The sequence below is a fragment of the Amycolatopsis sp. DG1A-15b genome (assembly GCF_030285645.1).
Taxonomy (GTDB): Bacteria; Actinomycetota; Actinomycetes; order Mycobacteriales; family Pseudonocardiaceae; genus Amycolatopsis.
On record NZ_CP127296.1, the window covers coordinates 6,941,719 to 6,955,410 of the forward strand.

The following is a 13,692-nucleotide window of genomic DNA, read 5'->3' on the forward strand; positions in this document are numbered from 1 at the left end:
ACTGTAGTCAGCGAGGTTCCCTGATGTCTGAAGCGATTTCCTTGACCGACGAGGGTCTCCTGGCCGCCATCCCCGCCTTGATCGGGTTCGTCCCCACCGACTCCCTCGTGATGGTCGCCGCAGTCGTGCACACCGACGGCTCTGTCCGCCTGGGCCGAATCACTCGGTTCGACCTCGACCTGGCCATGCGGCTGTCCCGCGTGGTCGTGACGGAACTCAGCCGCGCGCTGGGCGACCAGCCGGTCCAGCGCCTCATCGGCGCCGTCGTCCACGACAACACCAGTGGCACCAACGATCTGCCCTACCGGGCTCAGCTGTACGAACTCACCCACCGGCTGCACGAGGCCGGATTCGCCAACATCGAGCTCCTGCACGTGCCGGCCTTCACCGCCGGCGCTCCCTGGTCGTGCTACGACGTCGCCGACCACACCGGCACCCTGCCCGACCCCGCCATCTCCCCGGCCACCACCGAACGCGTACTCCACGGCAACCGCGTCTACGGCAACCGCGACGCCTTCCTCGCCCAATTCGATCCCGCGCCAGCCGACATCCGCGGCAGCATCGCGGCCCTGGCCGACCCGATCGCCGAAGACGTCCAGGCCGAAGAACTCGCCGGTGACTTCCCCCGGCTGCGACGGCGCCTGCAGCTGATCGACAATGCGGTCACCGCCGCCACCCAAGGCCGGCTCCCCACCGACCAGCACGAGATCGCGAAACTGATCGCTGCCCTGTCCAGCTTTCTCCTGCGCGACATCCACCTCGCCCAGGACACCGAGCAGCGATGCGGGGCGGCCCAGTCACTCTGGCTGCACCTGTGGCGACACGCCTCCGACCGATACGCGCCCACCATGACCGCACTGACCGCCGTCACCGCATTCCTGCGCAAGGACAGCGCCGTCGCCGGGCTCATCATCCAGCGCGGTCCGCGGCCCACGAAGCTCACCCGGCTGGTACACCGATGGATGCGCGAGAGCGTCGACTTCACCGCTCTACACACCGACATCGCAGACGTCGCACAGCAGTTGCGAGCAACTCTGACTACCTCCACCGAGAGCTGACAACTGTCCTCACCGCCGACGGGTTCATCCCAGCCTCCCGCCACGCGGACGCTGCACGCCGAACACCGCCGCCGCTCTCCCGGGCCCAGTCCTCACCGACAGTCCGTACTCGCTCTTCTCCGAAAGGACGATCGTCGATGCCGCTCACTCTCGCCAGCACCAGCGTCATAGTCGCCAGCATCCCGGCGCTGCTCGGCTTCATGCCCGAGGACTCCCTAGTGCTGATCGCCACGCTCACAAAGGACACCGGCTCGGCCAGCAGCGGCCCGCTCGCCCGAATCGACCTCGCCCACGATCCGGAAGGCTGCGCGCGGCACTTCAACCGGCAGTGCGCCGATCTGCCCGTCCTCTGTGTGACCGGTGTCGTCGTCCGCAGCGTCGACGACGGCACCGCCGGCGACGACGCGCTGCCGCTGCGCGCCGACGTCTACAGCGTTATCGCGCAGCTGGCCGAGCACGGATTCACCGACGTCGACGTCGTCTCCGTGCCGGCCATCGCCGAAGGCGCGCGCTGGCGCTCCTACCGCGACACCGACCGCACCGGTGTCCTGCCCGACCCCGCAGCCACCGCGGCCGCGGCCGCCGCTGTGGCCGCAGGACACACCATCGCCGCCCGCCGCGACGACCTCGCGGCGCGATTCACTCCAGCCCCCCGAGGCCCTCCGCGCACGGCTGCGCCCCCGCATCGCCCACGCTGTCGAATCCGCCGCCATCGACGAATCCTGGCACCTGGCCGCGCACGTCCGGCTGGATCGCGCCGACGCCGCGATCCGCACCGCCGGCCACGGCAAGCTGCCCACCGACGAGGCCGACATCATCGATCTCGCCGCGACCTTCGCCGTGCCCGCGTTCCGCGACGCCCTGCTTGCCGTACCCGACGCCACGACGCACCTTGCCGCCGAGAATCTGGTTCTGCACCTGTGGCGCCACAGCTGCGACGCGATCGCCGGCCAGCTCGCCACCGCGATCGCGGTGTATGCCTACCTGCGTGGCGACGGAACCGTCGCGCGGATCGCACTCGAGCACACCGGCCCCGAACAGCCCCTGGCCGGACTGCTGTCACACCTGCTCGACCTCGCTGTCGCGCCGTCGAAGGTCTACGACATGTTCCAGAACGCCAGCACTGACGCTCGCCGCACCCTGCTGAGCAAGCCCGTGGCCGACCAGGCATGACGCCTACCCCCTTCTCACCGTTCACGCCGGGCAGCTGAACCGTTCGGTGTGAGGGCATCGACCTGTGGCCACCCGTCCGCCACGCGCAGGGACGTCGAGAGCGGTGGCGTGATGGTGAGTCGGTGTCACCGGCGGTGGCCTCGCTCGGCTCGCCGGGTCGTGGATCGCCCGAAGGTAAGCACACCCCGGCCGGGGGCAGTGCGTCCCCGAAGCCCGGCCCGATCCGCCCGGGTGAACCAGCCCCCTCACGCTGCCGAGCTCCGATGCCGGTCGCGCGCGGGCTGGTTCACGCGCGGGCGGATGAGCCGGGCCGGGGACGTCGCCTGACGGCGACCCCTGGCCGCCGCGTGCTCAGGCTGCGCCGCGTTCCACACCAACGAGCCACCAGGGAGACCACCATGGCCGGCGACACCACCATCACCATCATCGGCCATGTAGACCGCACTAACCCCCGTGAGGGTGACGAGGTTGAGCAAAACCGAAGGGCCCCTCGGCGCTGAGGATCCAGCGCTGAGGGGCCCTGAAATGGATCTCCCCTTCTTCGATCAGCCGGACGGGCGGTTCGTATAGCCCGGCTTGAAGAAGGTCCTGGCTGCCATCATGATCACGACGACGAGCTGCAGGGCGATCATGCCCACCACAGCCCAGACCGGAAGATCTTCAGGCACTGCCTTCAGAGTCATCGACGGCGCGATGGTCGCCGCCGCGACGAGGAGCACGACTACCGCCGCTTCGAGAAGCTGGGACGTGTTGGCACGCGGTACCGAGAGCGCCATCTTCGTCTCCTTCCTCTCGAACCTGAACCGTGCATCCGGCTCGTTGCGCCACTGCGCGTCGAGCGTGGGCGTTTCATCCTCAATGGACGATAGATCGGCGAACTCGTCGAAGTCGCCGTCGTCCTGCTGCACCGGATCACCCACGGTTCCGGTTCCTTTCGTGAACCCGGTCTACCGATCCCTGTTGGATCAGCAGCCCCGGGGACTTGGGGAGGCACGACAGGTGGGTGACTGTCGCGCGGGTGGGCCTAGTCGGTCTGGGGCTGCGGCGGCACGCCGCGGGCCCAGACCACTTCGCCACTGACCGTCACAGGGCCAGCGCGGCAAGCACCACAAAGACGATTGGTCATGTCCATCTCCTTGTCCTCTCTCCGGGGAATCCGTTGGATGGCGACCGGTTGAAGCGGCCGCCACCTCGGAAGCGTAGCGTTCCATCGCCACGGGAGCAACCGGAAGATTTACGGATTCCGCTACGTTTTTCATGCAAAGTCTGGCGAAGATCTTCTCCGTCTGCGACGATGAGGAGGTTAGGGCGCACTGACCTGCGCCTCGGACCAGAAGGGAGCAGGAGCTATCGCCACTGAGAAGGAATCGGCTGCGGTGGACGACACGGCAGCCGACGAGCCGAAGGTTGTCGCTCGCGTGAACATCCCGCTCGTTCAGGAGAGCGGGAAGGCACTGCTGCGGCTGCAGGACCGGACCGGCCTCAAGAAGGTCGACCTGGTCAACCGAGCGATCCAGGTCTACGACTTCCTCGCATCGCAGCTCACCGACGACCGAGAGGTCGTTCTACGAGGCAGCGACGGCCAAGAGGTGCTGGTCAAGATCTTCTTGTGACCGATCGGAGTTTCGTATGGCGCAACACGCAACACAGGGGCGGGTGTCCGGCAGGCCGGGCGCCCGCTTCGCGTGTTCGGACTTGAGCTCCTCCAGCCGCACCCGTTGATCATCTTCTCGTCCGGATATGGCATCTTGTTCGACCGTGCCCTCCGACCGCTGGACACTCACCGACGACCGGAACGTCCAGGCGCTGCTAGTGCCGCGGGTGGGGACGTTCGAGCAGCTGGATGATCCGCTGGAACCTGCTCGGCTCCTCGACGTCGACGGTGTCGCCGATCAACCTGCGCAGCAGTTCGTTCACCACCTCGTGGCCTGCGACTACAGCCCGGAGACAAGTCGGGCCTACTTGCGCAGTCTGCTGCTCTGGTATCGGTTTCTCGCCGCGATCGAAGTGCAGTGGGATCAGGCGGAGCGCCGTGATGTCCGGGACTTCGTGTTGTGGTTGCGGGTCGCGGAGAACCCGCAGCGCCGCGCCCGGCGCCGGGACGGCACCGCCCCGGGCGCGGTGAACCCGATCACCGGGAAACGCACCCTCGGTTCCGGCTACGCCGCCTCGACCGTCAACCACGCGCTGACCTCGATGAAGATGTTCTACGAATACCACCTGCTGACCGGGCTCGGGCCGGTGGTGAACCCGGTCCCGGAGCAGGCCGGGCGGGGCCCGGACCGGCCGGGCTCGCATCGCAGCCCGATGGAGCCCGCACCGCGCCTGCGCCGAGCTCCCTACCGCCAGCACAGCGCCAGACGGCAGCCGCGGGCGTTGCCGAACGAGCTGTTCAACGACTTCTTCACCGCGTTGCCGAGCAACCGGGACCGGGCCATCGTCGCGCTGGGAGTCAGCAGCGGACCGCGCGCGACCGAGTTGCTGGCGATGCGGCTGGAGCAGGTCGACGTCGGCCGCCAAGTGGTACTGCTCGAAACCAAGGGGCGCCGGGAGCTGGAGGAGGTCCCGGCGTCTCCGGACGCGTTCTTGTGGTTGGCGGCCTACCTGGCCGAGACCGAGGACTGGCGCCCGGCCGGCGACACGCGGATCTGGTGGACGTTGCGGCGTCCGGTCCGCCCGATGACGTATTCGGCGCTGCGGCAGGTGCTCAACCGGGCCAACGAGCAGCTCGGCGGAGCGAACATCACCTTCCACGATCTCCGGCACACCTACTGCATGCGGATGCTGGACGACCCGAACCTGCTGATCACCGACGTTCAACGGCTGATGCGCCACGCCTCGATCCTGAGCACCCAGATCTACTCCCGGGCCAGGATCGACGACCTGGTCCGCAAGATGCAAGACCATTACAACCGCCCGGCTCCACCCGAACCGACCACTGCACCCGGCTACGACCCCGCGGACATGTCGGTCCTGTTCCCGGGACTGACGTGAACAGTCCGAGCATGACCATCGTCGGCCGGCAGGCACCGTCGCAACCAGACGCCGGCCACACCATCACGACCGCTGCGGAACCACTTCCCGAGCACCTGCTCTTCTGGCAACCGGTCACAGCCCCGCTGCGGCGCAGGTTGTTCACCGCAGCCATCGAACTGCTCGCCACCCGCCTCCCGACTAGTCAGTCGCATTTGGACCCGGTCACCCACTACACGCCGGTCATGGAGAACTTCCTCGGCTGGCTGGACCGGCAGCCTGGTGAGTCCTATCAGGACCGCTGGCTCGCCAGCGGCGCTGACTCCGCGGGCCGGGACTGGCTTTCCGAGGTCGACGTCGACGTCAGCACTGCCTACGGGCGGATGCGGTTCAATCGGGGTCTGGAAGCGCTGGTGTGTTGCGGCGCGATCCGTCCCACCTACGGGTTTTTGCTGACCGTCTGGAGCAACCGGCTCTGGTCGACCTGGCGCGAGGAGCACGACACCGAACTGTTTGCCCTGATCGGCAAGACCGCCGCCGAGGAACTCGACCGACGGCCGGAGAAGACCAGCGGCATCTTGATCGACTTCGCCCGCATGTCGATCCGCACCGGCAAGGCCCTCGGCGAGCTGACCTGCACGGATCTGCTGGACTACCGGCGAGCCTGCATCGACGCCAAGGGCTCCGGCACGACCATCTCCTGGGCCACGGCCTACTACTGCGGCCGAGCGGCGGGCCTGTTCGACGACGGGCCGGAGGAGTTTCAGGCTCTGCTAACCGCCCAGCAGCTCTCACCTGCCCAGATGGTCGACCAGCACCATCTCGTCAGCCCGTCGATGCGGCTGTTGCTAGCCGAATACCTGGCCGAGCGGCGCCCGAACCTGGACTACACCTCCTTCTCCCAGCTCGCTAACCGGCTCTGTCGGCTGTTCTGGCGCGACATCGAGAACCACCACCCGGGCATCGACAGCCACCACCTGACCCGCCCACAGATCGAGGCCTGGAAAGCCCGGGTCATGGTCCTCGAGGACGGCAGCGCCCGCCGCCGGCCCGGCGAAGTCTTCGGCGCCGTCCGAAGCTTCTACCTCGACATCAACCACTGGGCCAACGACACGCCTGAACGCTGGGCCCACTGGGCAGCACCGTCCCCGGTGACTCGCCAAGACGTCCGGGTCCTGCCCCGCGAGCGACGTCGCGCGACCGCCCGCATGCACGCCCGCGTCCGCGAGTTCGCCCCCAACCTGCCTGCCCTCGTCCGCTCCGCCCACCAGCACCGCCAGTTCGCCGCCCGGCTGCTGCACCTGGCCCAGGAGACTCCGCCCGGGCAGGAGTTCGTTCTCGCCGGCACGACCTACACCCGCTCGGTCCCGGTCGACGCCGACAGCGGTCCACGGCTGGTCACCGCCGACGGCACCCGGGTCGACCCGGTCTTCCTCGAGCATGAAGCGTTCTGGTCCTGGGCGATGATCGAGGTCCTGCGCCACGCCGGGATCCGCATCGAGGAACTGCTGGAGCTGACACATCACTCGGTCCGGCCTTACCGCAAGCCCGACGGCACGATCGTTCCGCTGCTGCAGATCGCACCGTCGAAGACCGACGCCGAGCGGGTCATCCCGGCCAGCCCGGAGCTGGCGTCGGTGCTGGCGCAGGTCATCAGCCGGGTCACTGCCGCCGACGGCACGATCGCACTCGTCAGCCGCCGGGACGAGCACGAGCGGTCCTGGTCGGACCCGATGCCGTTCCTGTTCCAGTTCCGCCTGGCCGGGCGGCCGCGCACGTTCAACTCCGCCACGCTGCGCGAATACCTCGACCGCGCGGTCGAACGCGCCGGCATCGGCACCGGGCTGACACCGCACGACTTCCGACGTCTGTTCACCACCGACGCGGTCAATAACGGGCTGCCCATCCACATCGCCGCAGAACTGCTCGGCCACAGGAACCTCGACACGACAATGGGTTACACCGCGGTTTATCCCCAGGAAGTGATCGACCGCTACCAGCAATTCGTCGAACGCCGTCGGGCACTGCGGCCGACGGAGGAATACCGGCCGCCGACGGCTGCGGAACTGTCTGAATTCGCCGCTCATTTCGGTCAACGTCGCATCGAGATGGGCAGCTGCGTCCGCCCTTACGGCACACCCTGCGCTCACGAACACGCTTGCCTTCGCTGCCCGTTCCAGCAGATCGAGCCGGCCGAACTGCCGAACCTCGACAAGATCAAGGCGAACATCGGCCGGCGCATCGAAGCCGCTCGCGAGAAGCAGTGGCTCGGAGACGTGGCTCAACTGGAGAAGACCCTCACCCACGTCGACGCCAAGCGCGAAGGACTGCTCCGCCTGCTAGCTCAGCCGGTGGTCAGCCTGGACCTGGCTTCTGGCGCCGCCAAGAACTGAGCCTGGACTCGGGCGCGTCCGGTTCTTCTCGTCACTGCCGATCTGCTCAGAGCACAGTGGGTTGGGTTGGGTTTGTCAAGCCGAAAAGCATGGCTTGACAAACCCAACCCAACCCACTCGGGCGAGACACAGATCGCCCGCGGCGAGAAGACCGAACCGGACTCTTAACTACTTAGGTTCTGGTTCTGATCGAGTCAGCCGGCCGATTGACGATCTGCACGGAATCAACTTATTCGTTTAAGGAGAAGATCAGCATGGCTGGAGACACGAGTATCACCGTCATCGGGAACGTTACGTCCGACCCGGAACTCCGCTTCACGGCCTCCGGCGCGGCGGTCGCGAACTTCACCGTCGCGTCCACTCCGCGCACGTTCGATCGGCAGAGCGGTGAGTGGAAGGACGGCGAGACGATGTTCCTGCGCTGCAACGTCTGGCGGCAGGCCGCGGAGAACCTGGCCGAGTCGATCGCCAGGGGCGCCCGTTTGATCGTCCAGGGCCGGCTCAAGCAGCGCAGCTTCGAGACCAAGGAAGGCGAGAAACGGACCGTCACCGAACTCGACGTTGACGAGGTCGGCCCCTCGCTGCGCTTCGCCACCGCCAAGGTCAACAAGGTCTCGCGCAGCCAGAGCAACGCCGCCAACGGCGAAGCACCCGCCGAAGACCCCTGGGGTTCCGCCCCGGCCGCCAGCGACGCCAACTCGGGCGACCAGCCCCCGTTCTGACCCCTACCTGCACTAAGCCCCGCCGCCCCACCGGCGGGGCTTAGTGCAGATAAGCAACCTCACCGCCGACCCCGAACTCCGCTTCACCGAGGCCGGGACCCCGGTCGCGAACTTCACCGTCGCCTCCACCCCACGCACCTTCAACCGCGCCACCAGCGAATGGGAGGACGGCGAAGCACTGTTCATGCGCTGCACCATCTGGCAGCAGGCCGCCGAAAACGTCGCCGAGTCCCTGACCCGCGGCGCCCGTGTCGTCGTCCAGGGCCGCCTCAAGCAGCGCTCGTTCCAGACCAAGGAAGGCGACAAGCGCACCGTGATGGAGCTGACCGTCGACGAGATCGGCCCGTCGCTGCGCTACGCCACCACCACGGTGACCAAGAACGCGAAGAACGCCACCGCGAAGGCCAACTCTGACCGCGTCACCAGCACCCACACCGGCGCGGCCCCGGCCGACGACCCGTGGGGCCCGGCCGCCGAGCGCGACCTGGTCGGCGCGACCGCGGGCGGCGGGTTCAGCGACGAGCCGCCGTTCTGATGAAGCCCGGTGTCCGGCCGGACCTTCCCCTCCGGCCGGGCACCACCCCAAAGGCCGGGGCCAGCCTGACGGCTGGCCCCGGCCCTCTCCCATGCCACACCACCAGCACCGCGGAGGTCACGATGCCCGCCGCCCCCAACACCACGCCGTCCACCCGATCGGGTGCACCGACGAAGCGCCGTGTCGCGCGCGAGCGGATACCGCGTGCGCTGGCCCAGAAATCACCCTTTGGGGTAGGAGAATCGCCTTACGCTCAGAACATGAGCAATCGTTACGGCGTCACGATCCCCGGGCTCGTCCTCGCCGGAGGAACCGGCTTCTACCTCGGCATTCAGCCCTTCGGCTACATCGGACTCCTCGTCACACCCTTCACCGACGCCACCGGCCTGCTCGCCCTCCCCGGCGCCGTGCTGTTCGGCGCGCTCCTCGGCTGCGTCGTCGCCTACCTCAGCCGCAACCGCATCAAGCCGAAACTCGACCACCGCTACCGCCGCGGCGCCATCCTCGGCGCCGTCACCCTGACCGGCTACCTGTTCATCGGGCACTTCCCCGGCGCAACTGAAGGCGGCACGGCCAGCCAGTGGGCGTTCGGGATCGCGTTCTGCTGCGGCGTCGCCGCGATGATCGTCTACTACCAGCGCCGCAAGCGCGCCACCTTGGCCCGCCGAGCCCGGCGTCTCGCCCAGCAGCAGGCCGACCAGCCGACCGCGACGCGCTGACTTGCCGACACCGCACGAGGGGCGCTGGCACCTGACGGTGCTAGCGCCCCTCTTCTCGTGCCCGGCGGCCCCAGCCGAATCAGTCTGCCGGAACATCCACCCCCGAATCTGGCCCGGACGGCACGACCTGCTCGCCCTCAGGTGCCTCGACAGCCCGCTCATCGCCTGAGGTTGCCGCGTCCATTGCCTCCGCGTGGGTGGAGTCCGCGGCGCTCCGCTCGCCGCCGACCTCCGACGCTGCTGCAGCACTACGCGACAAGGCGGTGACCGCCTTCGCCGAGATCCCCAGCAACGCCGCGGTCTCCGCCGCGCCGACGTCCGCCGCGCGGATCTCGGCCACCGAAGTCGCCATCACCGCACGCCACTCGCCGATCTCCATCGCCGCATCCGCGCGGACCTGCTCGGCCGACCGCTCGAACTCCGCGACCTTGGCCGCGCGCTGCCGCTCCAGCTCCGTCAGCTTCCGCTCCAGCTGCGCCCCCAGCGCGCCGATGCGGTCCTCACGCCGGCGCTCCACCGCCTCGATCGCCGTCACCGCCTCCGCGAACGGTCCCAGCGCCGCATCAACGCGCCGTTCGTTCTCGCGCTCGCGCTCCAGCTGCTCGGCGCGGCGGCGCCGCGACGCCTCCAGCCGCGCCAGCGTCGCCGACGACCGGCGTTTCCGCCTCGTCGCCTTAGTACTACGTTCAACCATGACGCACCTCCCGCGCGGGGAGGGCTGCAGTTCTATCCACCAACCTACCCGCGGCACCGGCGTCACCGCGGCGCACCGGCGGGGCAGCGCTCGCACCGCCGACAAGGCGACCGACAGCGTCGACCGTGTTCACGACGACAGCCGGCGAGCGAGGAGAAGGGCGCGGTACCGCCGCAGCAGCCCCGAAGGGCCACGCCACCGAAGTGGCAAGCCGCAAAACTCGCGGCGGCCCGCTGACGCTCCGACTCAGGGACAAGCAAGCCCGCGGAACGCTACGACGAGCATACCCGCAGGCCAGCACACCCGTGGCCGGCCACAAGGGAAACCGTTTCCGCTGGTCAGCCGCCTAGCTCCAGAGCACCGGCAGGACGCACCCGTAAGATGGATCGGTTGCGTCCGCGGGTGGTGGGTGGCCCCGAAATTGTATCGGTCGTCCCCCCAAATACAAGGGCACCCCAAAATATTTTTGACCGAAAAGCGTGGCCAAAAATATTTCGAGGCCCCACCCTTGCATTCGGGGCCCCTACTCCCTAGGTCAGGCGTTAAGGGCAGGCCGGGGGCCTGCCCTGGTTGCTTCGGGGCCACCCACCACCCACTCAGCACGTGGTCACTCCTACTGCACCGACCAGCAGCACCACGGCGCCATACAACCGCCGCCAGCGCGCACGTGACCACCCGAAGGCGAGCCGGACAGCAAATCAAACAAGGCACATCGAATATTCCCGTTAAATTGTCAGAAGTAGTCACATGAAAACCCTATTTCGAGTGGAATATGTGGCAGCTGGGCGGTAATATTGACATCACAAGGTGATCGGGACCGCAAACCCGAGAACCGAACTCATTCAACAAGCAAGGACAATTACTATGGTTGCGACCATTCACCGTAAGCACCTCCCCAGCATCACCCGCGCCGTGCAGGCGTTGCAGGCACAGCCGCCGCGCGTCCGGACCGCCCTCACCGAGCTACGGGCCGTCTTCACCGACAGCGGCGAGAACCCGCCCGCGATCCTCGCCGCGTGCGCCACCCTGCTCAACACCGACGCCGCCATCAACGGTGACGTCCTCGCCGCCGTGCGCACCGCTCACACCGAGTGGGACAGCTACGGCGAGACCGAGCGCGAGCTGATCAACCTGTGCGTCTACAGCAGCGAGACCCGCCGGGCCGTCGCCGTGACCGAGGTCAACGACGTGACGGTGATGCTGCGTGAGACCCCGCCGCGTATCGCCGACGCGCTCAACGGTTTGCGGTGGCTCAACGCCGCTACCGGCGGCAGCCAGCAGCACGCGTTCACCACGTGCGCCACGCTGCTCAAGAACCCCAGCGCCACCCACCCTGCCATCGTCGAAGCCATCCAGACCGCTCACACTCTCTGGCCCGGCCTCTCCGATGACCTGCGCACGCTCGTCCTGGCGTGCGTGTACGCCAGTAAGGCACGCGCCGAGCACGCGCGCGCCCGCGCCGCCGCCCGGCAGGAGACCACCGAAGCCACCTCCGGTGACATCCACCGGTGCGGCAACTGTGACGGCAATCTCGCCGGGCTCCCCGAGATGCGGTACTGCTCCGATGCCTGCCGCCGGGAAGCCGAGTCCGCGCAGCGCCCTGTGCCCGGGGAGCACACCGTCACCGGGGAACCGGCCGAGCCTGCCGCAGCGGCCGAGGGCGCCGCGCCGGTGACCACGCCCGCCGCCGAGGAGAAGCCGAAGACCAAGGCCACGAGCAGGGCGAAGGCTGGGCGCGAGCCGATCGAGAAGCAGGCGGAGGGTCGTTACGTCGTCGGGGAGGTAGAAGCCCAGTATGACGAGCAGTGGCGGCAGATTCAGCAGGCGATCCCGACAGCCGGTTTCGTCCGCAAGGACGAGCGCGCGGTGGACCTCTACGAGCAGGAGCGGCAGCGTCACGCCGACCTGGACGACAGCAGCGACGCCGCAACCGACCTGACCGGCTACGCCCTGTCCGAGGAGGATTACGAGCGGCTTGCCTTGCTCCCGGTCGCGCCGGGCGGGTTGTGCGCGGCGTGCAACATCGAACGCACCCCCGCCGAGCAGCGCACGCAGACCGGTGACCGCCGGTGCGAGATGTGCCGGGACCGCGACATGCCGCCGCTGATCACGTTCGCGCCGTTCCGCGAACTCGCCGCCGTCGCCTGACCCACTCACTCGCCAGCGGGGGCACCCGAACCCGGGTGCCCCCGCCCACCCAAGCCAGGAGCCGCCACCGTGCGCACCTTCCACGACATCCTTGCCGACATCGACCGCGAGCTAGGGCCTGTATCGAAGTCGTCTCGAGCTGGTTGAGCTGGGAGTTGGCGCTGTTGGGCGTGTCGGTGGTCGACATAGGTGAGGTCTCCGGTAGTTGGTTCGTCGACCAAGAAGAACCTGAACACCGGAGACCTCGTGGACACCCTAGCGGTGGCGGGGCGGTTCGACCTGACCGACGAGCAGTGGGCAGCGCTGGAGCCGTTGCTGCCTATGCCGTCGCGGCCGGGTCGGCCGTCGTTGTGGAGCAGACGGCAGTTGATCGACGGGATCCGGTGGCGGGTGCGCACCGGAGCGCCATGGCGGGACATGCCGGAGGGATACGGGTCCTGGGCAGCTGTTTATGGGTTGTTCCGGCGCTGGCAACGCGCGGGTGTCTGGCAGCGGATTCTGGCCGCGTTGCAGGCTCTGGCCGAGGCCGAGGGACGGATCACGTGGGATGTCAGCGTGGATTCCACGATCGCGCGGGCGCATCAGCATGCCGCAGGTGCGCGGAAAAGGGGGATCTGCAGGCTGAGCCGCCGGGCGGAACCACTGTTGAGCCGGAGGATCACGCGTTGGGGCGGTCCCGCGGTGGGTTGACCACGAAGGTTCATCTGGGGTGTGAGCAGGGGCAGAAGCCGTTGTCGATCGTGCTGACCGCGGGGCAGCGCGGTGACAGCCCGCAGTTCATTCCGGTCCTGGCCGGGATCCGGGTGCCCCGGCCCAGTGGTGGGCGGCCGCGGACGCGTCCGGATCGGGTGCTGGCGGACAAGGCTTACACCTCGAAGGCCAACCGGGCTCACCTGCGCGGTCGCGGGATCAAGGCGACCATCCCGAGTAAGGCTGATCAGGACGCGCACCGCAAGGCCAAGGGGGCGAAGGGCGGCCGGCCACCGGCCTTCGACCCCGAGATCTACAAGCAGCGGCACGCGGTGGAGTGCGGCATCAACCGGCTCAAACGCCACCGTGGGGTGGCTACCCGATACGACAAACTGGCCGTCCGCTATGAGGCCACCGTCCAGATCGCCGCGATCAACGAATGGCTCTGACCGACTTCGATACAGGCCCTAGCCGCCGCCGACGCGATCCCGACCGACGCGCCCGCCGCCGTCACCGCCGACCTGCGCGAGCTACTCGTCGGCTACATCCGAAAGCTGCCTGCCCCGTGCAGCTTCACGGTCGAAACC

11 protein-coding genes and 1 pseudogene are annotated in these 13,692 nt (G+C 68.1%); 10 read left to right on the top strand and 2 right to left on the bottom strand.

The window, feature by feature from the left end:
- Nucleotides 1-23: 23 nt before the first annotated feature.
- A complete protein-coding gene (locus tag QRY02_RS31830) occupies nucleotides 24-1,058 on the top strand; it encodes a DUF4192 domain-containing protein (RefSeq protein WP_285986508.1) in 1,035 nt (344 codons plus the stop codon).
- Between the two features lie 200 nt (nucleotides 1,059-1,258).
- Nucleotides 1,259-2,231 (top strand): annotated as a pseudogene (locus tag QRY02_RS31835) (DUF4192 domain-containing protein).
- Between the two features lie 545 nt (nucleotides 2,232-2,776).
- On the opposite strand, the gene QRY02_RS31840 reads toward QRY02_RS31835, so the two are convergent.
- Entirely contained in the window at nucleotides 2,777-3,151 is a 375-nt protein-coding gene (locus QRY02_RS31840; RefSeq protein WP_285986509.1) for a hypothetical protein, read from the bottom strand.
- 456 nt (nucleotides 3,152-3,607) lie between these two features.
- Here QRY02_RS31840 and QRY02_RS31845 point away from each other — a divergent pair, with 456 nt between their 5' ends.
- From QRY02_RS31845 to QRY02_RS31870, 6 genes are all read left to right on the top strand, one after another.
- On the top strand, nucleotides 3,608-3,844 hold the full coding sequence (locus QRY02_RS31845) for a hypothetical protein (protein ID WP_285986510.1): 237 nt from the start codon (nucleotides 3,608-3,610) through the stop codon (nucleotides 3,842-3,844).
- Nucleotides 3,845-4,193: 349 nt separating this feature from the next.
- Nucleotides 4,194-5,225 (top strand): tyrosine-type recombinase/integrase, encoded by a 1,032-nt coding sequence (locus tag QRY02_RS31850; protein ID WP_285986511.1) that lies wholly within the window; start codon nucleotides 4,194-4,196, stop codon nucleotides 5,223-5,225.
- Nucleotides 5,226-5,236: 11 nt separating this feature from the next.
- Nucleotides 5,237-7,597 carry a tyrosine-type recombinase/integrase gene (locus QRY02_RS31855; protein ID WP_285986512.1) on the top strand — a complete coding sequence of 787 codons (2,361 nt, stop codon included), beginning with the start codon at nucleotides 5,237-5,239 and terminating at the stop codon, nucleotides 7,595-7,597.
- A gap of 254 nt (nucleotides 7,598-7,851) precedes the next feature.
- The gene (locus QRY02_RS31860; RefSeq protein WP_285986513.1) at nucleotides 7,852-8,319 is read left to right on the top strand and encodes a single-stranded DNA-binding protein; all 468 of its coding nucleotides are present in this window, start codon (nucleotides 7,852-7,854) and stop codon (nucleotides 8,317-8,319) included.
- Nucleotides 8,320-8,362: 43 nt separating this feature from the next.
- Nucleotides 8,363-8,854: a single-stranded DNA-binding protein gene (locus QRY02_RS31865; RefSeq protein ID WP_285986514.1), complete on the top strand. Its 492-nt coding sequence runs from the start codon at nucleotides 8,363-8,365 to the stop codon at nucleotides 8,852-8,854.
- Between the two features lie 260 nt (nucleotides 8,855-9,114).
- A complete protein-coding gene (locus QRY02_RS31870) occupies nucleotides 9,115-9,573 on the top strand; it encodes a hypothetical protein (RefSeq protein WP_285986515.1) in 459 nt (152 codons plus the stop codon).
- A gap of 79 nt (nucleotides 9,574-9,652) precedes the next feature.
- Here QRY02_RS31870 and QRY02_RS31875 read toward each other — a convergent pair whose 3' ends face one another.
- On the bottom strand, nucleotides 9,653-10,267 hold the full coding sequence (locus QRY02_RS31875) for a hypothetical protein (protein ID WP_285986516.1): 615 nt from the start codon (nucleotides 10,265-10,267) through the stop codon (nucleotides 9,653-9,655).
- Nucleotides 10,268-11,074: 807 nt separating this feature from the next.
- Here QRY02_RS31875 and QRY02_RS31880 point away from each other — a divergent pair.
- Both QRY02_RS31880 and QRY02_RS31885 read left to right on the top strand, forming a co-directional pair.
- The gene (locus tag QRY02_RS31880) at nucleotides 11,075-12,415 is read left to right on the top strand and encodes a hypothetical protein (protein WP_285986517.1); all 1,341 of its coding nucleotides are present in this window, start codon (nucleotides 11,075-11,077) and stop codon (nucleotides 12,413-12,415) included.
- Between the two features lie 321 nt (nucleotides 12,416-12,736).
- Nucleotides 12,737-13,554, top strand: a protein-coding gene (locus QRY02_RS31885; RefSeq protein WP_285993920.1) for an IS5 family transposase whose coding sequence is annotated in 2 segments (ribosomal slippage) — nucleotides 12,737-13,070 and nucleotides 13,070-13,554 — 819 coding nt in all. Because the reading frame shifts where the segments join, the coding sequence is not laid out codon by codon here.
- The last annotated feature ends 138 nt before the right edge of the window (nucleotides 13,555-13,692 follow it).

Bases quoted from the DNA above. Each gene is read 5' to 3' on its own strand.
- QRY02_RS31830 (WP_285986508.1), top strand. From the start codon at position 24: ATGTCTGAAGCGATTTCCTTGACCGACGAGGGTCTCCTGGCCGCCATC.
- QRY02_RS31855 (WP_285986512.1), top strand. From the start codon at position 5,237: ATGACCATCGTCGGCCGGCAGGCACCGTCGCAACCAGACGCCGGCCAC.
- QRY02_RS31860 (WP_285986513.1), top strand. From the start codon at position 7,852: ATGGCTGGAGACACGAGTATCACCGTCATCGGGAACGTTACGTCCGAC.
- QRY02_RS31870 (WP_285986515.1), top strand. From the start codon at position 9,115: ATGAGCAATCGTTACGGCGTCACGATCCCCGGGCTCGTCCTCGCCGGA.
- QRY02_RS31875 (WP_285986516.1), bottom strand. From the start codon at position 10,267: ATGGTTGAACGTAGTACTAAGGCGACGAGGCGGAAACGCCGGTCGTCG.